Raw genomic sequence first — 21,556 nt, 5'->3', positions numbered from 1 at the left:
GTTTGATCATAATTATAAGGAGACAGCAAAGAGGCTGACCCCTTCCGCCAAAGCGTTTAGGATCAGCCTCTGTCTTATTTAGATTGCTGCATACTTACTTAACGATTGCCCCGTTCGGCATCTCGTCAGGAACGGTAGCCAGCGTCAATTGATCGCCATGCGAAGCAGCGAGTATCATGCCTTGCGACATTTCGCCGCGCAGCTTAACCGGCTTCAAGTTCGTCACGCAAATGACTTTGCGGCCGACCATCTGCTCTGGCGTGTAGAACTTCGCAATGCCCGAGACGACCTGGCGCTGCTCATAACCAAGATCCAGCTGCAGCTTCAACAGCTTGTCGGCTTTCGCAACCGGTTCAGCCGCGATTACTTGCGCAACGCGAAGCTCTACCTTCGCGAAATCATCGATGCCGATTTCTTCTTTCGATTCCACAGCCGTCTCTGGCTTGTCTGCCTTTGCAGACGAATCAGAAGCAGCAGGCACTTCCGACGCAGCCTCTGCCGGCTTGACGCCTCCCCCCATCGTTCCCGCGATATATGCAGCTTCTTCTGCCATCTCGAGACGCGGGAAGATCGGTGTTCCTTTCGTCACGCGAGTGCCTCCGCCAATGATTCCAAAGCTCTTTGTGCTCTCCCATGTCGTCGACTCGCCTTCCGCGATGCCAAGCTGACGCCACATTTCGCGAGGCGCATTCGTCAGGAACGGCTGCAACAGGATCGAGATAATACGCAGCGATTCCGCAAGATGGTTCATAACCGATCCAAGCTCGCCGACTTTAGAAATGTCCTTGGCAAGCGCCCATGGCTGCGTCTCGTCGATATATTTGTTCGTGCGGCTGACGAATTGCCAGATTGCAGCAAGCGCAACCGAGAATTCCATGCCTTCCATCGCCGCTTCCACTTGGGTTACCGTGTCGCTGCCGAGCTTCTTGAGCGATTCGTCGAAGTCTGTAGGCACCAGGTTCGTTGTCGGAATAACGCCGTCAAAATATTTGTCAATCATCGCCACTGTACGATTCAGCAGGTTGCCAAGATCGTTCGCGAGATCGAAGTTAATGCGATCCACGAAGTTTTCCGGCGTGAACGCTCCGTCTGCCCCGAAAGGCACTTCACGCAGCAAGTAATAACGAAGCGCATCCAAGCCGTAACGATCGATAAGAACGACAGGATCAACGACGTTGCCCTTCGACTTCGACATTTTGCCATCCTTCATTAGCAGCCATCCATGCGCGAACACTTTTTTCGGCAGCGGCAGGTCAAGCGCCATGAGCATAATCGGCCAATAAATCGTGTGGAAGCGGACGATTTCCTTGCTCATTAGATGTACGCTTGCAGGCCAATGCTTGCGGAATTTCTCGTCATTATCGGTGTTGTAGCCAAGCGCCGTAATATAGTTGGACAACGCATCGATCCACACATAGATGACATGCTTCGGATCTCCCGGCACTTTAATGCCCCAATCGAATGTCGTCCGCGATACAGCGAGGTCTTCAAGACCCGGCTTAATGAAGTTGTTGATCATCTCGTTTTTGCGCGATTCGGGTTGGATAAAGTCTGGATGCTCTTCATAGTATTGCAGCAAGCGGTCCGCATATTTGCTCATCCGGAAGAAGTAGCTTTCCTCCGTTACCCACTCGACCTCTTTGCCGCAGTCCGGACATCTGCCGTCTTCAAGCTGGCGCTCCAGGAAAAAAGATTCACAGGATGTGCAATACCAGCCCTCATAGGTGCTCTTGTAAATATCGTCCTGCTTCAAGAAACGGTCAAAGATTTGAGCAACAACCTGCTTATGGCGCTCCTCTGTCGTCCGAATGAAGTCATCGTTCGTAATATCGAGCTTCTTCCAAAGCTCCTTAATGCCGACCACAATATCATCTACGAATTGCTGCGGCGTCTTGCCTTTCTCTTGCGCTTTGCGCTCGATTTTCTGGCCATGCTCGTCCGTTCCCGTCAAATACCATACATCATAGCCGCGAAGACGCTTGTATCTAGCCATCGCGTCACCCGCGACCGTAGAATAAGCGTGGCCGATATGGAGCTTATCGCTCGGATAATAGATCGGCGTAGTAATGTAAAAAGGTTCTTTCTTAGACATCGTTTATTCGACCTCCCGTATTGTTCCTATCGTACTTAGACTTGCCAGTGAACGCAAAAAACTCCCGTCCAACATGGGACGAGAGTATGCACTCACGCGGTACCACCCAAATTTCGCTCAAGTTATGAGAGGCTATTAAGCCTGCCTAACTCGAACGCTTCGTGTGCCGTCTGCTAATGACGGCATGCCGTTAACGCCGGCGCTGCGCCGCAATCTTACCCAGCACCCGAATGATGCTGCTGCTCGAAAGCGGATCCTCCAGGACCATCTTCCAATCGCTTCCTTCACCGGCTTGCACCATAATGACCGGCTCTCTGAGCAAGGAATGCCATTGTACTTATCCATTCATAGGACGTTACGATTCAGTTCAATAATCGATTAGATAATAAAAATATACCGAAGCAACGCGGCACTTGTCAAGGTGATACGGCTGACGCCGTCCCTTAGTCGGCGAAACGCGTTTCAAGGTGACGCCTCGCTCCCGTCATTCACCGGCGGAACGGGATCGTAACCTCCCGGGTGGAAAGGGTGGCAGCGGGCAATTCTTTTTGCCGCAAGCCATGCCCCCTTGGCCGGACCGTGCAGCTCGATCGCCTGAAGCGCATACATGGAGCAGGTCGGATAGAAGCGGCAGGTTGGCGGCTTCAGCGGCGATATCACTTTGCGATAGAAATGAATCGGTGCTTGAAGCGTTATTCTTAGCGCCCTTCCGCTGCCCATTATCGTTCGCTCGCGGCCGTATCTTCCTGCACGCATTCCTTGCAATAGCCGAATACCTCGAATTTATGCTTCACGACGCGGAAGTCGTCGGGCACAGCCGTCTGCTCCATCGGACAATACGTAATAGGATAAGTGCGTCCGCATTGCAGGCAAATCATATGATGGTGATGGTCATGCTCCCTGCAATGAAGCTTGAACTTCACGCCCTCCTCGAACATCACCTGCTCAAGCACACCTAGCTCCTCCATCACCCGCAAATTGCGGTAGACCGTGTCAAAGCTAAGTCCGGTATACGATTTTCCCATATATTCATAGACTTCCTTAGGCGCCAAATAACCGGGGGACTCGGCGAACAGCTTAGCGAGAGTCTTCCTTTGGTCCGTAATTCGGAGACCACGACTTGCCATGCTTTGTATAATTTCATCAATCGTATGCAATGTCAGTACCTCCGTTCATTGAAAGTTGCTATCTTCATAATGCCGAAAAAAAAAGCTCTCGTCAATGAGAGCCTCCATTTGCAGACGTACCTATAATAGCGGTAAACGACGAATTTTAGCCGTTCATTCGCATATTTATTAAGAAGCTGACTACCATAGCGATTAACAACGCGAGGCTGATCACACCAAACAGCAGCCTTCTGCCCTTGCTCTTGGCAAGCCGTTCGCGATCAGCCTGAAGAGCCGCTTCCTTGTATGCGCGGTGCATGAACAGGAAGACGATCACGGAAGTCACGAACAATATATTAACGATAAACCACATTAACGTCCAGAACAACGACGATTCCTCCAATAAGATGGCTACAGCGCGCTATAGAAACCATTCATTTAATATGTACATGAATACGCCGAAGCTGACGACAGCACCGCCGAAGCAGAACCAGCCTGTCCTGAACTTCTGCTGAAACATTCGCAATATGCCGAAGCTGAGCAAACCAAATATAAGCAATAAGAACACGATACCCAGTATAAATAACGCAGCGGATACGTCACTAACATCAACTAAAGACACAGGTTACACTCCTCTATAGACTAATATATACACGTCACTAGCCATTATAAGGGATAAGTCTACCATTATCCAGCCGTAAACCCGGTCGATTTCGTGACAAAACAAGGAGTGCCTGCAACAAATGAAGCGGCCCCCCTTGCTTGCAAAAGGACTGGATATCCTCGCTACCAGACAATATACGACTCATGATAGGTGCGGTTGACGGGCCGCTTGCGCAATTTCACATGCAGGATATCATCCTTCACCTGTGCTTTGCATATTCGCGGTTTAACGAGTACCGGCAGCTTCACGGTCTCTTTATTTCCTTTCGGCAGCCCTTCCACCCGGACTCGATCTTCGCGAATGAACAGCCTTACCTGTTCACGATCCGTATCCTTTGGCAAATTTATTTTTACGATGACAAAATGGTCCGTTTCGGAGACTGCCGCCGACTTCGAGCCGGTTATTACGCCGGCAGCCTCAGGCAGCGCTTTGGTCATCAGCTTCCTTACATATTGCTCCACCCAATCCGGCTCTTTGAGCACCTCGAACCCTTTTGGAAGCTGCTGCCCTTCCATCCATTTCTCGATATCATTCCATTTGGACGCCATCAGCACACCTGCCTCCCTGCACTACTGCCAATATATGCGCCAGCCTAGTCGATGGATACTGCCGGCCGATTCGGCAACAGCACGTTCTTGGGCGGGTAACGTCTAGGCGAATGCCGCATAAGATGTAATATCAGATAGGCCAGCCAGACCGATTCATAGAAGAGGGTGAACGTCATGCCAGCAGTCGTAGGTTTTGTAAAAATAGTCAGTGTCGGATCGAGCTCGATCGTTCAGTTCGGCGATGCCGTGCAAGTATCGCCCAATAGCAGTTCCAAAACGTACGCAGGCTCGGGATCCTTCCTGACGGGCAGCTTAACGAATTCCAACAATGCCGTCAGCGCAACGAACACGCTTGATCCGGATTTGCAAGACAATACGCAAAACGAGGTTGCCTCGGGAGTTAACGTCATATGAGCTGGACCATTCATCAGCAGATTACGATCAATTCGATGCGCATAGACAGCATCTCGAACAGCTCGGTGCTTCAGGTAGGCAGCGCAGGTTCGATCCGATCATTGTCCCAGCTCTTCAATACGGGCGGCTTCGCTGGGCCTGCTCCGCAGCTCAGCTCGGAGAATCCGTTATCGTTCGTGCCGCTTCCGAATCCTTCATAATCGCTAGTAAACATACCGTTACGTCAGGAGGTGGAACGTATGCAGCAAGGTCCGCTGTCACCTTGGCAAGCCTGGGCGCATGACGTGATGCATAAGCTAACCGCCCAGCAAACGATAATCGAGAAGCTAGAGCAGCAGGTTGCCGAGTTATGCGAGCAGGTGAAGCTGTTGGAGGCTAAGCCTGCTTACAATATCGAGAGCATCGAATATCATTTTGACCAATTGAAGGTTGAGAAGCTGGATGGAACACTGAATATCGGCATGACCGCTCCCGGCAGCGGCGGCGATCACTTTCCTGGGTCCATCGAGCAAATATCTGTACCTTCACCCGCACCGGCACCTGAGGTGTTCCCGTCAGCAGCTCCTGCAGTGACGCCTCCATCCCCGTTGTATAACGAAATATTCAATAATATGAATCGATATCTCGATACGGATGCGACCGAAAGACTTATCGCGATGGAAACCGATCTATGCATCCCGTTAGATCCGTTCCACCGTAGGATCATTCTTAATGATATTAAGAAGCAGATGCCAACACGGATCAATTACTATATGCAACAATCAAACACCAGCGGCAACGATAATGAAACTCCGGATACAAACGAGAATACGGGCGAAGTTGTGCTTGTCAAAGCAATAAGAGATGCAGACGCAGCAATGCTCGCCTATATGCAGCAGTTACAAAAAGGGATTCCACCATCAGGAGGCAATGTCTAGATGATTCAATTCAAAGTCGTTAATCATGCGCTCACCGTTGGACAGATCGAAATACTCGGCGTATCAAGCGCTTCAATGTTCCAGATCGGGGACACCGACTACGTCACGTTGAACTCGATGTTCGATACGCCGCCGGAATCGGTCATCGTAGGTCCCGTAGCGCCGCTCCCGCTCCCGGAAGGAGCGCAGGAGGAGGGCGCAGCGAGTGCCGAGTAATAGCGGACCAGACGATACGTTCCCGATTCGGACAGCGCGAATCGGCGCCGTATACCTCATCGACGTCTCATTGTCAGGCGCCGTACAATTCGGCGATCGCGGCGAGACGAATGCCAGGCTTCGCGCATTGGCTGTGCAGCGCAAGGAAGACCATACGACGGCCGGCGACGTCTTTTTCGAATCGTACCGGATTTTCGACCGCCAATTGCCCGAACTGGTTGATCCGCAATACGAGCCAGGGCAAGGCGTCCAGATTGAGAGGATTAACTGCAACCCGTATATTACGGTCGGCTGCATTCAAGTTACGGCTACAGGCGCGGCATCCAGCTTCCTTGCCGGCAACTGCATGAACGTTAACTTGGAATCCCGAATTAAGCATATCCGGCAATATCCGCGGCCTAAGCCTATCCCCGGCGCTTTCTGCTGACAAAGGCAAATGCCAGGAAAGGCAGCAGCCTACGCAAGATTTAAGGATCACTTAAGTAGGCAAAAGTGGAATTGCATTTATACAGGTACAAATGTCTAGTTCTCTTCTGTCCCTGCCGCATACATTATCTTGTGATTAGGTACAAACATCACACTAAACTTACTTTTCAGGAGGAATGAACTATGGGATACCCTGTAGCAGGTGTGGGTGCTGGTTGCGGTAACGGCCTATGGTCAAATACGGGTACTATTCTTGTTCTCTTCATCTTACTAGTCATTATATTGCGCGCAGTTGTATTTTAACTCCTGCCTATAGATGAACAGTGCAGCCGAAGGGCTAATCCAATATGGGAACGAGAAAGGCAAGGCATCTCCTAGCGGCGATGCCTTGTTTGCTTTAATGAGTCGGCCACCGCTCGCATATACATATGGAATAACCTATGCAAAGGATGAAGCGAACGATGGATGTGAAACCGCTTCGAGAGAAAATAGAACAGTTGTCCGAAGAACTGCTGAGATTGCAATCGCCAGACGGCGCATGGCGGCTGTGCTTTGATGACGGCTTGACGACCGACAGCAACATGATTATGTTACTGCGGATATTGAACATCGCCGATGAGCCCTTTATCCGTTCCTTAGCGATTCGTATTGCTTCCCAGCAGCAGCCTGACGGCTCTTGGAAACTGTATCATGATGAGCGGGAAGGCAATTTGGACGCAACGGCCGAGGCCGCCTATGCGCTGCTCTACGCCGGCTTATATACCCCGTACGATGCGCCGATAGTTAATGCCAAGAAATATATTCGCAGCCGCGGCGGCTTGGCTGAGGTGAAATCATTGCTTACGCAAGTATGGTTGTCCGCTTCGGGACAGGCGGAATGGCCGAATGCCCTGCGCGTGCCTCTGCCCTTCCTGTTCGGCGAGCACCCTCTGTTCGATCTATTCACATTGTCAGGCCATGCTAGAGCTCATATTGTCCCAACCGTCATTATGGCGAACAGTCTTTATGCTAGACGCGCGCCAAGCGCTCCCGATCTGTCCGATTGGTTCATTGACGGCCATCTGGAATTCAAAAATGATCCTCCGATCTTCGCGGCATTTTCCGCTTTATTCGATACGATAGCCCATACCGGATTGTTCGCTGATGCGTCTCACGAGGCATGGAAAAGGGCTGAGCAATACATGCTCGATCGACTCGAACCGAACAGTACGCTGCTCACCTTCTCAACAGCAACGATGTTGATGATTATGGCGTTGCTCGCATTAGGCTACGATGACCATTCGCCATTAATTAGCCGCATGGTTGCAGGCATTCGCTCGCTGTTATGCCGTGATCGCCCCCATGTTCAAGTCGCTTCCGCGGAAGTATGGGATACGGCGATGCTCAGCTACGCGCTTCGAGAAGCCGGACTTCCGGCCTCTAGCTTTGCTCTGCGCAATGCGGCAGCTTATTTGAAAGTTAGACAACAGACCAAGCTGGCCGATTGGGCTATTCACAATCCGGATACGCCGCCGGGCGGATGGGGCTTCTCTGACGTAAATACACTATATCCCGACGTGGACGACAGCACAGCTGCGCTGCGGTCATTGCTTCCTTATATAGCGAAATCAGACTCAACCGGAGCAACGAATAACGAGGATGATCATGCCGCATGGCAAAGAGGCCTTAACTGGGTCATGTCCATGCGCAACGACGATGGCGGATGGCCTGCTTTCGAGCGCCAAGGGAGTACGACCCCGCCAAGCTTTCTAACTTTTGAAGGCGCAGCGGACATCGCTGTCGATCCGTCAACAGTGGACCTGACGGCACGGACGCTTTATTTTCTAGGCAAAGAGCTTCATCTGACGTCATCGTCAAGCTGGCTGGAGGATTCGGTTCGGTATGTGCTGTCACAGCAGCAGAAGGACGGCAGTTGGTACGGTCGTTGGGGAATTGCTTATACGCACGGCACAGGGGCTGCCCTTCAAGGGCTGACGGCTATCGGCGTCGCCAACGATCACCCCGCTGTGCGCAAGGCGGCTGCTTGGCTGCTCAGTATCCAGAATGCAGATGGCGGATGGGGAGAGTCCTGTCTAAGCGACAAAGTGAAGCATTACGTTCCGCTGCATGCGAGCACGCCCTCTCAGACGGCATGGGCGCTTGATGGATTAATTGCAGTCTCTCCGAAATCTACGCCGGCCATTGAGCGCGGCATAAAGGCATTGCTGCAAACACTTGATCGAAACGACTGGACATACACATACCCGACAGGAGCAGGCCTGCCGGGCAGCATATACGTTCATTATGTGAGCAACAATTATATTTGGCCGCTCTTAACGCTAACATCCTATATTTATAAGTACGGAGGCAACTAAGATATCGCCGTTAATGGTCGTCGTTTACATCCATTTTTTCTGAAAAGCAGCAATTTCCGCATATTCGTCTGTCAGCAATCGCGACAATCGAACATAGATCGGCATGATCTCTGCGTAAATAGCGGCATTATGCTTATTAGGCTGATGCTTGCGAGAACCGCCGACCATCTCGGAGACGACTTGCAGCGAGGATACCTCGCCTAAGCTGTACAATCCGAGAATGGCTGCGCCTAGACATGAGCTCTCGATACTCTCGGGCACTTGCAGCTCTTGGTTGAAAATATCGGACATCATTTGGCGCCATAGCTCAGAGCGGGCGAAACCTCCTGTCGCTTGGATGCTTGTCGGCTTGCCAATTAAGTCCTCCAGCGCCATAAGTACGGTATACAAGTTATAAATAACGCCTTCCAGAGCGGCGCGAACGAGATGCTCCGTTCGGTGATGCAAGCCCAGGCCGAAGTATGAACCTCTTGCATTAGCGTTCCACAGCGGCGCTCTTTCGCCGGATAAGTACGGATGGAAGATCAAGCCGTCAGAGCCAGCGCTCACTTTGGCGGCCAGCTCCGTAAGCAGCTCGTAGGCGTCGACTCCGCGCTGCTTCGCTTCATCCGCTATATGCGCTCCGATCTGATCCCGAACCCAACGGAAGATCATTCCCCCATTGTTGACCGGGCCCCCGATGACCCACAGGTCATCAGCCAGCGCGTAACAGAACGTACGGCCAAGCGGATCGGTGATCGGCTTATTCGTAACGGCTCTGATAGCGCCGCTCGTCCCAATCGTAACCGCAACAGCTCCAGGCTCAATCGCATTGACGCCTAGATTCGACAGGACGCCATCGCTGGCGCCGACGATGAACGGCGTCGAAGGCAGCAGATTCATCCGCTCCGCATAACCGCCATTCAATCCTTCAAGCTTGTAAGTCGTCGGAACCGGCGCAGACAATTGATCAGCCGTAACGCCTGCAACTCGCAGCGCCTCCTCGTCCCAATACAACTGCTCAAGGTTGAACAGTCCCGTAGCCGAAGCAATCGAATAGTCAATAAAGTATTGGCCGAACAGCTTGAAAAACACGTACTCTTTAATCGATATAAATTTATAAGCGCGCTCGAACAGCTCCCTCTCATCATGACTGAGCCATGCCAGCTTGGAAAGAGGCGACATCGGATGAATCGGCGTGCCGGTACGCAAATAAATTTCATGACCGTTCAGCTCGTTCTTAATTTTATCCGTCCACTCCGCGCTGCGATTGTCTGCCCATGTGATACATTGCGTAATCGGCGTGCCTGCTTCATCAACCGCGATAACGCTATGCATAGCCGAACTGAATGATACGCATGCCACCTCGTTAGCCTGTACGCCCGCTTGTGCCACGGCTTGTCCGATCGTCTCTATAACCGCTTGGAAGATTTGCTCAGGATCTTGCTCCGCGATCGCCGGCGACGGCGAATGAAGCGGGTACTCGATGCCATGACTGGCTACGATAGCCCCTTTCGTCGTGAACAATACGGATTTTGTGCTTGTTGTTCCTATATCAACGCCAATCATATATTTGGTTTCCATTGCTAGTCTTCATCTCCCTATGTTAACTCGCTGCGTAACGCAATAATTCCCTCTATAACCTTACAAGGGATTAGGCGCTCGCGCAACTTTTCTATACGAGTCGGATAGATAAATGGTTTACCAATTAACGGTTTATGGTATACTTCTCAACAATACACCGCAACGAGAAGGGAAATCCGCCATGGTGCAAAATATGCTCGGAAAAATCCGCTCCTATCAAACAAGGTTCAGCGAGAAAGAAAAGAAAATCGCCAATTACATATTAGAAAATCCGGAAAAAATTATCCATAGCACCATCAGTGAAGTAGCTGATGATCTCCACGTTGCCGAGGCAACCGTCTTCCGCTTCTGCAAGCATATCGGCTATAAAGGCTATCAAGCGATGAAGATCGCGCTTGCTTCGGAGATTATGTCGCCCGCACAACAGATTTACGAAGAAATCAATGAATTCGACGACGCGAAGACGATAGCCGAAAAAATATTCAAATCGAATATACGCACGCTGGAGAACACGTTCCAATTGCTGGACGGCGATGCGTTCCATAAGGCTGTAGAATTGCTGTCCCAAGCGAAAAACATTTATTTCTACGGTATAGGCGGCTCATCTGTTATCGCCATGGATGCCGTCCATAAGTTCTATCGCTGCGGCAAGCAAGCCTTCGCCTTTACGGATGCCCACTTCCAGCTGATGTCGGCATCTCAGTTGGATCAGAACGATGTTGCAGTCGTCCTCTCCCATTCCGGAACGAATAAGGACACGCTGCGCATACTGAAGACGGCAAGCGACAATGGTGCTAGAACGATCGGAATAACAGGTTTCCCGAAGTCTCCGATCAGTCAGAACGTCGACGTCGCGCTCCATACAAGCTCTGAGGAGACCGAATACCGCTCCGAGGCTTTGGCCTCCCGGATCGGACAACTAAGCCTGATCGACGCGCTATATGTGAACGTCTTGATTGCGAATAAGGACAACGCCAAGTTATCACTGGAGAAGATTCGCCAAGCCATATCCGAAACCCGTATTTAAATGCAAACAAGCTGCCACGTCGCATATATGCGCGGGCAGCTTGTTTTGCGTTCACATGAATGAACTAGTTATCTTTATCGCGCAGCGCCTTATACTTCGCCGCATATTTGCTGACGCTTTGCACGAAGGTCGCATGCGACCACGTAAGCGGTGCAACGGACAACGGTGTTCCATCGTACGGATTCAACTGCTCCGGCAACAGGCCGCTCTGCAGAGCATGATCGGAAACCCATTGAAGAGTATTTTTGGCGCCTTCGAGCTCCTCGATCGATTTCGCTGAATCGATCTCGAAGTTGGCAACCCAAAGCGTACAGATGATCCAAGGGTTTCCCGGCACTTTGTCGATTTCGCCGGATTGCTGGAAGTAATAATCATTCGTATAACGGGCGATACCGCCAATTTCCGTCTTGACCTGCAGCCCTTCCTTAATGGACAGCATCGTCTTCACGACCCGCTCGTCCTCGACGGGCAGTACGCCGAATTCAAGAATGCCGAACAAGCTGCTCTCCAGCGTCATATCCTTCACCCAGCGGTTGTCCTTCTGAATGAGGCCGCGAGCGAATCGCCCGCTCTCCTCATCCCACAAATGAGTAATCATTCCGTGCTTGATCGATTGTGCCGTATTCTTATAGTGGTCACTTCGCTCGTAATCTCCGAACAGCTCCGTGAAGAACGCAGCTGCCATCAAGCCGCCGTATACGGAAGCAGCCGTATACGTCCATATGCCGTAACGTTCTTCCCACAAATCATAGCTCGGCTTCGGAAGCGACAACGAATGCTCCATATATTGGCTCAAGAAGGAAGCCGCTTTGCGAATCAGATTGCTATAAAGCGATTGCGGCAATTCAATAACCTGATTCCTCGTGTAATCCTGCCACAAGGCGAACAGAACTAGCGCTGTCTCATCCTCCTGTATCGGCAGCCGCCTGCTTCCTTGGACGATATAAGGATGCCAGCTTGAGCCTACCGTACCGTCCGGATTGTATTTATGGTATAAGTAGCCCTCAGGCGACAACGCCTGCGCGCAGAAGTGGAAGAATGGCGCGATGACGCTCTGATACCCGGCCATCGACATCGCATCGGCAATGAGTGCGCCGTCCCGAGGCCACATATAGCTATAGTGGTCGCGATTGTATTGCAGAATATCGGTGTCGTTCGCTGCCAGGATGGCGCCCCGCTCATCAACCTGCGTTCTTACGAGCAGCAGGCTGTGCTTGAACATCTTCACGACATCATGCGGCAAATCGCCAAGATCGGTCTCCGCACGGCGCAGCCAATGCTTCCAGTAAATGACCATCCGGCTTAACAGCTTCTCGGGATGGTTCTCGTGAACGTATTGATTAAGCTCCTTGACCTCCTCGAGGTTTTTGCCAATGGACATCCAGTAATAGACTGTCTTGTCGCTGCCTCCGGATACAACGGTTCGGAAGCTGATCGTACTGTCGACCGATCCTTGAGCAATCGAGTTGCCCATGAGAACGCCGTCCTCCGCGTCCCTCCAAGTGCCTTCGGCCGATTGGAATCGCTTAATGCCCGTTGAATATTGGGTCATGCCGCCTTCATCGGAGAAGCCGTTGAACATGAAATAATTAGACCGCTTGTAATGATACAACGTATGATTTTCCGGATAGTAGACCGCTGTATCGCCGACCTCTGAGCCGTCGATCATTAGATCCTGATGGAAGAACAATCGTACTTCTCTTGTCTCGCTCGTTTTGTTGCGAATAACGACTCGCTTGATATAGATGCATTCCCGTTGGTGGATGCCGTCGTTCATTTGCAGCTCGATGCCGAGACCCTCATGCCTCGCTATAATGTTCGTTACGAGCGAATCCTCGATATAATCGAGCTCGAACTTCCATTCCGGCTCGTCGAGCCAGCTGAACTTGCCCTCCACCCAGATACCGAAACGACAATATTGACCACCTACATGGTTGAGTTGTCCTACGAACGGATAATAAATATCTCTAATGTAGCAATGCTGGTCGAGGTTCAGCAGCATCTTTCCGTTGCCGATTACAAGATGACGGGCCATTGTTCTTGCTCCTTTCGATGCGGAATAAGGTCGGTATACAACGATAAATACGCTTTGGCGGAACGATTCCAGCTATAATCTTCTTTGGCGCCATTCGCTACTATCCGCTTCCACTGCTCCTCGTCGCGATACATCGCTAGCGCTCTGCGAACGGTATGCAAATAGTCATGCGCATTGTAATTCGTGAAGCTGAAGCCATTGCCTTCGCCTGAATATTCGTTGTAGGCGTGAACGGTGTCCTTCAGACCGCCTGTCTCGCGAACGATAGGAACAGTCCGATAACGAAGCGCTATGAGCTGGCTTAAGCCGCAAGGCTCGAATTGCGAAGGCATCGCGAACAGGTCGGCGCCCGCATAAATAAGTCGAGCCAGGCCGTCGTCATAACCAATCCACACGGCAGCCTTGTTCGGATACCGAGCCACGATATCATTAAAGAATCGCTCATAACGTTCATCGCCGGCTCCAAGCACGACGAATTGGATATCGTCCTGCAGCAGCTCGTCCAGCGTTGCCATAATGAGCTCGAAGCCCTTCTGCTCCACTAGCCTCGATACGACGCCTATGACCGGTACGCTCTCAGACTGCGGAAGGCCCAGCCTTCGCTGCAGCTCCAGCTTATTCTTGTGCTTACGGCTGAGCGAGCTGCGATAAAGCGTATGCAGCGCCGCATCGTTCATCGGATCGAATGCCTCTTCATCAATGCCGTTTACGATGCCGACGAGATCGCCAGAGCGATAGCGCAGCAGCGCGTCAAGCCTTTCGCCGAAATATTCCGTTTGAATTTCCTCCGCGTACGTACCGCTTACCGTTGTCAGCTTATCCGCATAGACAAGTCCGCCTTTCATGCAGCTTGCCGCTCCATGGAATTCAAGACCGTCCGCACCGAATACATCATCGCCCGCACCCAGCAAATCTTTGAGCAGATCAATACCGAACAATCCTTGATACTTTAAGTTATGAATCGTGAACACTGACTTCGTATTCGCCCAAGCAGGGTCGAAAGCATAGCGCGTTCGAAGCAAGAAAGGAATGAGTCCCGTCTGCCAATCATGGCAATGAACGATATCCGCCCGGAAATCCATGTAGCGAACGGCTTCCATAATGGCGAAGCAGAAGAATACGAATCGCTCCGCGTCGTCCCCATAACCGTATAGTCCTCTTCGCTTAAAGTAGAACTCATTATCAATCAAGTAATAGGTTACGCCATCCATAACGCCTCGGAACAGCCCGCAATGCTGATTGCGCCAGCCGAAGGATACCGTAAAATGATCAACGAACTGAAATTGCTCAAGCATCGACAGCGGAATCTGCTCATACTTTGGCAGCACGACGCGCACATCTGCGCCTCTGGCATTTAACGCCTTAGGCAGCGCTCCCGCAACATCAGCTAAGCCGCCGGTCTTAGCCAGCGGCACTGCCTCAGAGGTTGCGAACAATATATTCACGGGCCTCTCTCCTCCTATGCGGCTATCTTCCGCTTATGCGGCAGCCTTATATAATTTTCCTCTTGCCGGCAAGAAACGGAGAACTTTCTACCCCGCGTATATCGCGCGCAGACTCTACCTCTACATCCTTATCCAGGATGCTGTGCGAGATAAAGCTATTCTCGCCAATGATCCCGTTCTGCATAATAATGCTATTCGTAACGACTGCGCCTTTGCGAATATGGACACCGCGGAACAGAATGCTGCCCGTAACCGTTCCTTCGATCCGGCAGCCGTTCGCAACTAGCGAATTGCTCACTTTAGAACTTTCCAAATATCGGGCAGGAGGCTCATCCTTCACCTTCGTATAGATCGATCCCGGTTGGAAGAAGAGCTCCTTCCATACTTCCGGCTTCAGCAGATTCATATTATTGTGATAATAGCTCGATAACGTGTTAACGACGCCTAAGTAACCTTCATACATATACGCCTGCACATTGAGCTTATCCAGCCTCGAAAAAATCGCATGACGCACGAGATGATCTTGACCCTGCGCCAGCGACGTCTCCACAAGCTCCATGAGCAGATCCTTGCGCATAATATACATTTCCATCGAATGAATATCGCTTACCATACGTCCAAAGTGATCTTGGATCGCAGTAATTCTGCCATCTTCGTCCATCTTCACCTTGCGCGCCTTGCCTAATATCGGTTCGGATTGCTGCTTGCAGACGACAGTTATATCGGCAGCGCGATCGAGATGCGCTTGAATAACAGGCTCGAAGTCGATATTGCACACCATGTGGCTGCGTGTAATAACGACATAATCTAGAGAAGAACGATTGAAATAATCGCGATGCTGATAAAAATGATAGAGATCGCCGCGGCTAATCTCTTGAATATCATCCGTAGCAGGCGGCAGAACGAACAATCCGCTTTGGCGATGATTCAAATCCCAGGGCTTGCCTGAGCCTACGTGGTCCATCAGCGAGCGGTACTTCGTATGAGCGAATATGGCTACCTTCGATATGCCCGAATTAACCATGCTGGATAATGCAAAGTCGATCATGCGGTAACGACCTCCGAAAGGAACAGTCGCGAGGCAGCGCCCTTGCGTCAGACGGTCGAGCTCATCCGTCTCATGGATTAAGTTAATGACACCCATCACTTTATGCTTCATGAATGCTCCACCTCCTGCAGCAGATGATCGTTCGTCACATATTGGTCTACGGCAACAACCGTAATCGCGTCATCATCCGGCGAGCCGATCGTGACGCCGGCTTGGATGACCGCCCCCTCGCCGATGATCGCTCGGTGAATCTTGGCGCCTTCGCCAATTCGGACGTTAGGCATAATGACCGATTCGGTAATCGAACTGTTTTTGGCGGCATTAACCCCATAGAACAACACCGATCGATGAACTTTCCCTTCCAGCATGCAGCCTTCCGTAATAAGCGATGCCGAGATTTCGGCAGATACGCCTACATGATGGCCTGGCTGATGTGGACTGACGGAATAGATTCGCCATGAGGAATCATTCAATGTGAGCGGCGGCTCATCGGCGAGCAGATCCATATTCGCCTCCCATAAGCTGTCGATCGTCCCGACGTCCTTCCAGTAGCCCTTGAACGGATAGGTGAACAGCTTCTTCCCGTCCTTCATCATCGACGGGATAAGGTCTTTGCCGAAGTCATGGCTCGAAGAGCGATTAGCTTCATCATATATCAAATATTTCTGCAGCTCGGACCAGGTGAATATATAGACACCCATCGATGCAATATTGCTCGTTGGTGTTTTTGGCTTCTCTTCAAATGCGGTAATACGGTCTTCATCGTCCACATGCATAAGTCCGAATCGGCTGGCTTCGCTCCAATCGACTTCTATACCGGCGATCGTCACATCTGCGCCGCAGCGCTTATGATGGTCTAGCATAAGCTCATAGTCCATTTTATAAATATGGTCCCCCGATATAATGAGCACGTACTCGGGATTATAACGTTCAATGAAGGACATGTTCTGATAGATTGCGTTGGCCGTTCCCGTATACCAAACGCCGCCTTTTTGCTTCACATAGGGAGGCAGAATTGCCATACCGCCGTCACGACGGTCCAGCCCCCATGGACTGCCTATGCCTAGATATCGGTTCAGTTCAAGAGGCTGATATTGAGTCAATACGCCGACCGTATCAATACCCGAATGAGCGCAATTGCTCAAGGTGAAATCGATAATGCGGTATTTCCCGCCGAAGTAAACGGCAGGCTTAGCCAAATCCTTTGTCAATACGCCAAGCCTTTTGCCTTCGCCTCCCGCGAGTAGCATTGCGATCATTTCTTTTCGGCCCATGGACACCAACTCCTTCTCAATGTGTGTTCCCCGGATCTAAGGTGAGCAGCATAAAGGTGAATGGGGGTAATTGAAGCGAAATGCTTTGATTATGCCCGTGCCAAGCGATAGGCTGACTGCTGTAGCTAGGCGAACTCTGTGAAGCTGTTCCTTCTTCGTGCGGATTATTGCTATGCATTAAAGAGCGGTAATTTCCTCGCTCTGGAACACCGATGCGATAGGGGTTATATTCATTGGCCGAGAAATTAGCGATTATGATGGTGAAGCTGGATTCACCGCGGCGGATGTAGGAGATAACAGATTGATTGGCATTATTCGCGTCAATCCACTCGAAACAATCCGGCTCGCGATCCCTCTCCCACAAAGAAGGCTCATTGACGTAAACATGGTTGAGAGACTTGACATAGCGGTGCATGCTTTGGTGGGAATCGTACTCCAGCACCATCCAGTCCAGCATATCGCTGTCTTTCCATTCGTCGAATTGTCCCCATTCACTGCCCATGAAGAGCAGCTTCTTGCCTGGATGCGTCATCCAGAAACCGTAGAATAAACGTAGTTGGGCGAATTTTTGCTCATAGGAGCCAGGCATTTTGTTCAATAAGGAGCGTTTGCCGTGTACAACTTCATCGTGTGATAGCGGAAGAACGAAATTTTCTGAGAACGCATAAAGGAGTGAGAAAGTAATAAGATGGTGGTGGTGCGAGCGATCAGCCGGATCAAGCGCCATATAGCGCAGCATGTCATTCATCCAGCCCATATTCCATTTAAAATTGAATCCGAGGCCGCCTTTGTAGGTAGGCGAGGTGACGGCAGGCCATGCGGAAGAATCTTCTGCTAGCATAAGCGTGTCGGGGTAATAATGAAACACCGTTTCATTAAGCTTCTTCAAGAAGCGAAGGGCATCTAAGTTGTCGGCACCGCCAAGCCAGTTGTAGGTATGCATCTCGGGCGGTTTGTCCATATGTAGATTGATCATGCTTGCAACGGCATCGACGCGCAATCCGTCGATATGGAACATTTCCATCCAGAAGACAGCGTTAGAAATCAAGAAGCTTACAACCTCATTGCGGCTAAAATCAAAAGCTAACGTGCCCCAGAGCGGCTTCTCTGCGCGGTTCGGATCCGCGCCTTCGAAGAGGGGCGAGCCGTCGAATTGACGCAAGCCATGGTCGTCCTTGCAGAAGTGGCCAGGCACCCAATCTAATATAACGCCTAAGCCATGAGCATGGCAGGTGTCAACGAAATACATAAGTCCTTTGGGTGTGCCGTAGCGACTCGTCGCACTGTAGAATCCGGTAATTTGGTAGCCCCATGATTGATCGAGCGGGTGCTCCGACAAGGGCATGAGTTCAATATGAGTATATCCCATATCAGCGGCATACGGAACTAACGATCCGGCTAATTCCTCGTATGTATAGAAGTGTTCTTTTCCTTTGATTTTCCAGGAACCGGCATGCGCCTCGTAGATGAGCAGCGCATTCGTATAAGGGGATTTGTTCGGTTTGGCTGCTTGCCATGACTCATCTTGCCAGGCATAACCTTCCAAACTCGTGACGATGGATGCTGTGTTCGGGCGTCTCTCTGAATAAAAGGCATACGGATCGGCTTTCCTAATACATGCGCCGGATTGCGTAACCAGCTCATATTTGTAAATCTCGCCTTCACCGATATACGCAACAAACAACACGAATATGCCTGTTGTTCCGATTCGCTCCATGAGGTGACGGCTTCCATCCCAGTCGTTGAAGCTTCCAACTACGCGAACCTCCAGGGCATTAGGTGCCCACACGACAAAGCGGACCCCCTGGATTCCATCATGGCGGATGGGATGCGCGCCCATGAAACGGTAGCTGTGAAACGAATTGCCTTCATTAAACAAATACAATTGCTCATGGGATAAACCGTTTGGAACCGTTTGAACCATCCGCTCCTCCACCCTTCTGGATGTCATTTGCGAGTCAAATAGGTTTAGATACCCATATTATACATCGTTTTATGAAAAATCACAGCATGTTTTCATAGTTTGCGACAAAATGTCAGATTTATTTACGTGCATGTTACACAAAACGTTATTTTGTTCAATTGGAAGACAATACGCGCTGGATATAATAATGTTTGGAGCAATAACCCTTGGTTACCGCTTCCTTCGTGCAATTCACCCACTTGCAATCTGCGGTTGCCTTAACTCGACGCGGCCTGACGATAGACGGATCTCCATGTCTCATGAGTCTCTGATGGTGCATTGCGCACAATCCTCTTGCCTTTATCGACTTTGTACAATCTTCCATGTTGCAATTATCCATTGGTAGTCTCCCCTTTGTACGAGTCAAGCGCGCAAACGGCTTACGCCGTAGGTGAAATATGAGCTCGTTTTGAGCATAAAACTTATAACCAGATTGATTTCACGGTGAAAAATGTGCAAAATCACTCATTCATTCATATTATCGAGAATCCCGTATAGAATAAAGGCTGTAAATCGGTAGATTACGCCTTTAAACGCGGTTCTAGGCTCTATTTGCACGTTATACATGGCGCAGAAGTTTTGGAGTTTAATTAATTAAACCAATTTCTAATAGATATAGTTGATCTTGAAACAATTTGGAAGTCTCTTGTGTGCGTTCGGCAGTTATTCTATACTTTTACTTGAATATTACAAATGCTTATGCTTGTGCAAAAAAGAGGAGAAAACATCATGTCACCCTACTATCGCTTATTCCAAATCTTTGACAAGCCCATCATTATTCTAGGAATGGAACACGGAAAGGTAAGAATTATCGATGCCAACGAAAGCTTTTCGCGATTGCTCGGTTACACGTTGGAGGAGCTTAAATCGAAGGAAAGCGCTGGACATCTGCTAAAGTATAACATCGATACGACGAAGCAGACGCTTAAGAGCGAGTTCGGAATTTTCACCAAAAGCAACAAGCAAATTCCAGTACGCATCGACCAACAGCCGATACCGAAGCAACCAGGCGAAACCGAGCTGATCAGTTTTGTCACATTCGAAGATCTGACAGCCTACAAGTGGATCGAGCAAAAATGTGAACAGAATAAAGTCATCATTAGCGGGATCGTTGACGCACATTCCCATATTCGCTTTCTGCGCGACAGCGTCGCTCCGTTATTGTTCGAGCCTGACCGAAAAATGGAGGACGAAACGCTCCTTAGCTTTATTGCGGATAACGAACATGCCAGAGTAATGGAGGCGCTTGCCGAGGCCGGAACGATGAAAAAAGAAAAAAGCCTTACGCTTCAAACGAGCAGATTAAGCGGCATTGAGCTGGAATTGTCGATTACGTTCACGCCAATCATCGACGGTTTTGGCGACACCAAAGAATACGCATTCGTCATATGGGATTTGAAGCCTGTCGACGATACAATAGATTCCGCCATGAAGCTTAAAATATGGATGGCTAAGCGGGATGTAACCGCCGGTATGCTATCCGTAGCAACGGGCATATCGATCCAGACGATCTCGAAGCTCCGAAATGGCAAGATCGTGAAGCCGCAACGGCTGACAGCCGAGCTGATTGCTTCCGAGCTGCGTGTGGATATTCACGATATATGGACGAAAGTCGGCAAATAGCTCGCCTTATCCAGCACTATACATTGCCTGTAAGAGGACAACCGTTTATAATAGCTAAGGCTGAATAATGCCGGTCATTTCTGTATGTCGGCGCGCGGTTCGCAAACTCCCGCGTTATCAAAACTAGGAGGAAAACATGTTTAACTTATGGTTTGGCGCTCTTTTTATGATTATCCATTTCACATTATTTCTTATTTCGTATCGAATGTTCGGCAGAATCGGTATTTATGCTTGGATCGGCATGGCAACCGTGCTTGCGAATATTCAAGTCGTAAAGACCGTCGAATTGCCGCTTGGCATCATTATTACGCTCGGCAACACGATGTACGGCACCATCTATCTCGCATCCGATTTGCTTAACGAGAAGTACGGCGAGAAGGCAGCCAAGAAAGCGGTATGGTTCGGTTTCTTCACTCTAGTTGCAACTACGGTCATTATGCAAATGGCGCTATTGTTCGAACCCGTTCAGGATCCGTTCCCGCTTGAGGTGCAAGGGTCCCTTGAGACGTTGTTCGGCCTTCTGCCGCGAATCGCGCTTGGCAGCTTATGCGCCTATTTCGTCAGCCAGTTTCTAGATGTCAAAATTTACTCGGTACTTAAGCGGATGTTTCCAGCACCGAATAAGCTTTGGATCCGCAATAACGGCAGTACGCTCGTCAGCCAGCTTGTAGATACGCTGATCTTCTGCACGATCGCGTTCGCCGGCGAATACGAAAGCGACGTCTGGCTGTCGATCTTCCTTTCGACATACATTATCAAATTTATCGTCTCGCTTGTCTCGACCCCTTTCCTCTATGCGGCTAGAAGTTTTACGTTTAAGGAAGAAAGCCATTAATAAAAC

General features: G+C 50.3%; 21 protein-coding genes. 9 read left to right on the top strand and 12 right to left on the bottom strand.

Features of this window, described 5'->3' with window-relative positions; translation table 11 throughout:
- Positions 1-94: 94 nt before the first annotated feature.
- The 6 genes from metG to AC0YN0_RS12105 form a co-directional block, all read right to left on the bottom strand.
- Positions 95-2,092, bottom strand: a complete 1,998-nt coding sequence (metG, locus tag AC0YN0_RS12130) for a methionine--tRNA ligase (RefSeq protein ID WP_475821477.1) — start codon at positions 2,090-2,092, stop codon at positions 95-97.
- 462 nt (positions 2,093-2,554) lie between these two features.
- Positions 2,555-2,812 carry a membrane protein insertion efficiency factor YidD gene (gene yidD / locus AC0YN0_RS12125; protein ID WP_475821476.1) on the bottom strand — a complete coding sequence of 86 codons (258 nt, stop codon included), beginning with the start codon at positions 2,810-2,812 and terminating at the stop codon, positions 2,555-2,557.
- Positions 2,812-3,249, bottom strand: a complete 438-nt coding sequence (locus tag AC0YN0_RS12120; RefSeq protein WP_442052203.1) for a Fur family transcriptional regulator — start codon at positions 3,247-3,249, stop codon at positions 2,812-2,814. The genes yidD and AC0YN0_RS12120 overlap by 1 nt, the downstream gene beginning before the upstream one ends.
- A gap of 115 nt (positions 3,250-3,364) precedes the next feature.
- A complete protein-coding gene (locus tag AC0YN0_RS12115) occupies positions 3,365-3,586 on the bottom strand; it encodes a hypothetical protein (protein ID WP_475821475.1) in 222 nt (73 codons plus the stop codon).
- 33 nt (positions 3,587-3,619) lie between these two features.
- Positions 3,620-3,820 (bottom strand): hypothetical protein, encoded by a 201-nt coding sequence (locus AC0YN0_RS12110; RefSeq protein ID WP_442052201.1) that lies wholly within the window; start codon positions 3,818-3,820, stop codon positions 3,620-3,622.
- A gap of 164 nt (positions 3,821-3,984) precedes the next feature.
- Complete coding sequence (locus AC0YN0_RS12105; protein ID WP_475821474.1) at positions 3,985-4,410, bottom strand: Hsp20/alpha crystallin family protein; 426 nt, start codon at positions 4,408-4,410, stop codon at positions 3,985-3,987.
- A 174-nt stretch (positions 4,411-4,584) separates the two neighbouring features.
- Between AC0YN0_RS12105 and AC0YN0_RS12100 the strand changes: the two genes are divergently transcribed.
- From AC0YN0_RS12100 to AC0YN0_RS12075, 6 genes are all read left to right on the top strand, one after another.
- On the top strand, positions 4,585-4,824 hold the full coding sequence (locus AC0YN0_RS12100; RefSeq protein WP_337101651.1) for a spore germination protein: 240 nt from the start codon (positions 4,585-4,587) through the stop codon (positions 4,822-4,824).
- A complete protein-coding gene (locus AC0YN0_RS12095) occupies positions 4,821-5,024 on the top strand; it encodes a spore germination protein GerPB (RefSeq protein WP_337101650.1) in 204 nt (67 codons plus the stop codon). Before AC0YN0_RS12100 ends, AC0YN0_RS12095 begins: the two co-directional genes overlap by 4 nt.
- A 39-nt stretch (positions 5,025-5,063) precedes the next feature.
- The gene (gene gerPC, locus AC0YN0_RS12090) at positions 5,064-5,741 is read left to right on the top strand and encodes a spore germination protein GerPC (protein WP_475821473.1); all 678 of its coding nucleotides are present in this window, start codon (positions 5,064-5,066) and stop codon (positions 5,739-5,741) included.
- The gene (locus AC0YN0_RS12085; protein ID WP_442052584.1) at positions 5,742-5,957 is read left to right on the top strand and encodes a hypothetical protein; all 216 of its coding nucleotides are present in this window, start codon (positions 5,742-5,744) and stop codon (positions 5,955-5,957) included. It abuts the gene before it with no gap.
- Positions 5,947-6,384 carry a spore germination protein GerPE gene (locus AC0YN0_RS12080; protein ID WP_475821472.1) on the top strand — a complete coding sequence of 146 codons (438 nt, stop codon included), beginning with the start codon at positions 5,947-5,949 and terminating at the stop codon, positions 6,382-6,384. The genes AC0YN0_RS12085 and AC0YN0_RS12080 overlap by 11 nt, the downstream gene beginning before the upstream one ends.
- A gap of 460 nt (positions 6,385-6,844) precedes the next feature.
- Positions 6,845-8,737 (top strand): squalene cyclase, encoded by a 1,893-nt coding sequence (locus AC0YN0_RS12075; RefSeq protein ID WP_475821471.1) that lies wholly within the window; start codon positions 6,845-6,847, stop codon positions 8,735-8,737.
- 24 nt (positions 8,738-8,761) lie between these two features.
- On the opposite strand, the gene gntK is transcribed toward AC0YN0_RS12075, so the two are convergent.
- Positions 8,762-10,300, bottom strand: a complete 1,539-nt coding sequence (gene gntK / locus AC0YN0_RS12070; protein ID WP_475821470.1) for a gluconokinase — start codon at positions 10,298-10,300, stop codon at positions 8,762-8,764.
- A gap of 181 nt (positions 10,301-10,481) precedes the next feature.
- Here gntK and AC0YN0_RS12065 point away from each other — a divergent pair, with 181 nt between their 5' ends.
- The gene (locus tag AC0YN0_RS12065) at positions 10,482-11,327 is read left to right on the top strand and encodes a MurR/RpiR family transcriptional regulator (protein ID WP_475821469.1); all 846 of its coding nucleotides are present in this window, start codon (positions 10,482-10,484) and stop codon (positions 11,325-11,327) included.
- A gap of 64 nt (positions 11,328-11,391) precedes the next feature.
- Here the strand turns inward: AC0YN0_RS12065 and AC0YN0_RS12060 are convergent, their stop codons facing one another.
- The 5 genes from AC0YN0_RS12060 to glgB are packed head-to-tail and all read right to left on the bottom strand — an operon-like array spanning position 11,392 to position 19,053.
- Entirely contained in the window at positions 11,392-13,362 is a 1,971-nt protein-coding gene (locus tag AC0YN0_RS12060; RefSeq protein WP_475821468.1) for a glycoside hydrolase family 15 protein, read from the bottom strand.
- Positions 13,344-14,807, bottom strand: coding sequence for a glycogen synthase GlgA (glgA, locus tag AC0YN0_RS12055; protein WP_475821467.1), 1,464 nt, complete (start codon positions 14,805-14,807; stop codon positions 13,344-13,346). Before glgA ends, AC0YN0_RS12060 begins: the two co-directional genes overlap by 19 nt.
- Before the next feature lie 46 nt (positions 14,808-14,853).
- Positions 14,854-15,966 carry a glucose-1-phosphate adenylyltransferase subunit GlgD gene (glgD, locus tag AC0YN0_RS12050; RefSeq protein ID WP_475821466.1) on the bottom strand — a complete coding sequence of 371 codons (1,113 nt, stop codon included), beginning with the start codon at positions 15,964-15,966 and terminating at the stop codon, positions 14,854-14,856.
- Positions 15,963-17,129, bottom strand: coding sequence for a glucose-1-phosphate adenylyltransferase (locus AC0YN0_RS12045; RefSeq protein WP_475821465.1), 1,167 nt, complete (start codon positions 17,127-17,129; stop codon positions 15,963-15,965). The genes glgD and AC0YN0_RS12045 overlap by 4 nt, the downstream gene beginning before the upstream one ends.
- A 16-nt stretch (positions 17,130-17,145) precedes the next feature.
- Entirely contained in the window at positions 17,146-19,053 is a 1,908-nt protein-coding gene (gene glgB / locus AC0YN0_RS12040; RefSeq protein WP_475821464.1) for a 1,4-alpha-glucan branching protein GlgB, read from the bottom strand.
- Between the two features lie 768 nt (positions 19,054-19,821).
- Between glgB and AC0YN0_RS12035 the strand changes: the two genes are divergently transcribed.
- On the top strand, positions 19,822-20,715 hold the full coding sequence (locus AC0YN0_RS12035; protein ID WP_475821463.1) for a PAS domain-containing protein: 894 nt from the start codon (positions 19,822-19,824) through the stop codon (positions 20,713-20,715).
- 136 nt (positions 20,716-20,851) lie between these two features.
- Positions 20,852-21,550, top strand: coding sequence for a queuosine precursor transporter (locus AC0YN0_RS12030; RefSeq protein ID WP_475821462.1), 699 nt, complete (start codon positions 20,852-20,854; stop codon positions 21,548-21,550).
- The last annotated feature ends 6 nt before the right edge of the window (positions 21,551-21,556 follow it).

The sequence above is a fragment of the Paenibacillus sp. J22P218 genome (assembly GCF_056269195.1).
Note: the sequence above shows the minus strand (reverse complement) of the source record. Positions and strands in the feature narration are given on the sequence as shown.

Bases quoted from the DNA above. Each gene is read 5' to 3' on its own strand.
- metG (WP_475821477.1), bottom strand. From the start codon at position 2,092: ATGTCTAAGAAAGAACCTTTTTACATTACTACGCCGATCTATTATCCG.
- yidD (WP_475821476.1), bottom strand. From the start codon at position 2,812: ATGGGCAGCGGAAGGGCGCTAAGAATAACGCTTCAAGCACCGATTCAT.
- AC0YN0_RS12105 (WP_475821474.1), bottom strand. From the start codon at position 4,410: ATGGCGTCCAAATGGAATGATATCGAGAAATGGATGGAAGGGCAGCAG.
- AC0YN0_RS12100 (WP_337101651.1), top strand. From the start codon at position 4,585: ATGCCAGCAGTCGTAGGTTTTGTAAAAATAGTCAGTGTCGGATCGAGC.
- AC0YN0_RS12095 (WP_337101650.1), top strand. From the start codon at position 4,821: ATGAGCTGGACCATTCATCAGCAGATTACGATCAATTCGATGCGCATA.
- gerPC (WP_475821473.1), top strand. From the start codon at position 5,064: ATGCAGCAAGGTCCGCTGTCACCTTGGCAAGCCTGGGCGCATGACGTG.
- AC0YN0_RS12085 (WP_442052584.1), top strand. From the start codon at position 5,742: ATGATTCAATTCAAAGTCGTTAATCATGCGCTCACCGTTGGACAGATC.
- AC0YN0_RS12075 (WP_475821471.1), top strand. From the start codon at position 6,845: ATGGATGTGAAACCGCTTCGAGAGAAAATAGAACAGTTGTCCGAAGAA.
- gntK (WP_475821470.1), bottom strand. From the start codon at position 10,300: ATGGAAACCAAATATATGATTGGCGTTGATATAGGAACAACAAGCACA.
- AC0YN0_RS12065 (WP_475821469.1), top strand. From the start codon at position 10,482: ATGGTGCAAAATATGCTCGGAAAAATCCGCTCCTATCAAACAAGGTTC.
- AC0YN0_RS12060 (WP_475821468.1), bottom strand. From the start codon at position 13,362: ATGGCCCGTCATCTTGTAATCGGCAACGGAAAGATGCTGCTGAACCTC.
- glgD (WP_475821466.1), bottom strand. From the start codon at position 15,966: ATGAAGCATAAAGTGATGGGTGTCATTAACTTAATCCATGAGACGGAT.
- AC0YN0_RS12045 (WP_475821465.1), bottom strand. From the start codon at position 17,129: ATGGGCCGAAAAGAAATGATCGCAATGCTACTCGCGGGAGGCGAAGGC.
- glgB (WP_475821464.1), bottom strand. From the start codon at position 19,053: ATGGTTCAAACGGTTCCAAACGGTTTATCCCATGAGCAATTGTATTTG.
- AC0YN0_RS12035 (WP_475821463.1), top strand. From the start codon at position 19,822: ATGTCACCCTACTATCGCTTATTCCAAATCTTTGACAAGCCCATCATT.
- AC0YN0_RS12030 (WP_475821462.1), top strand. From the start codon at position 20,852: ATGTTTAACTTATGGTTTGGCGCTCTTTTTATGATTATCCATTTCACA.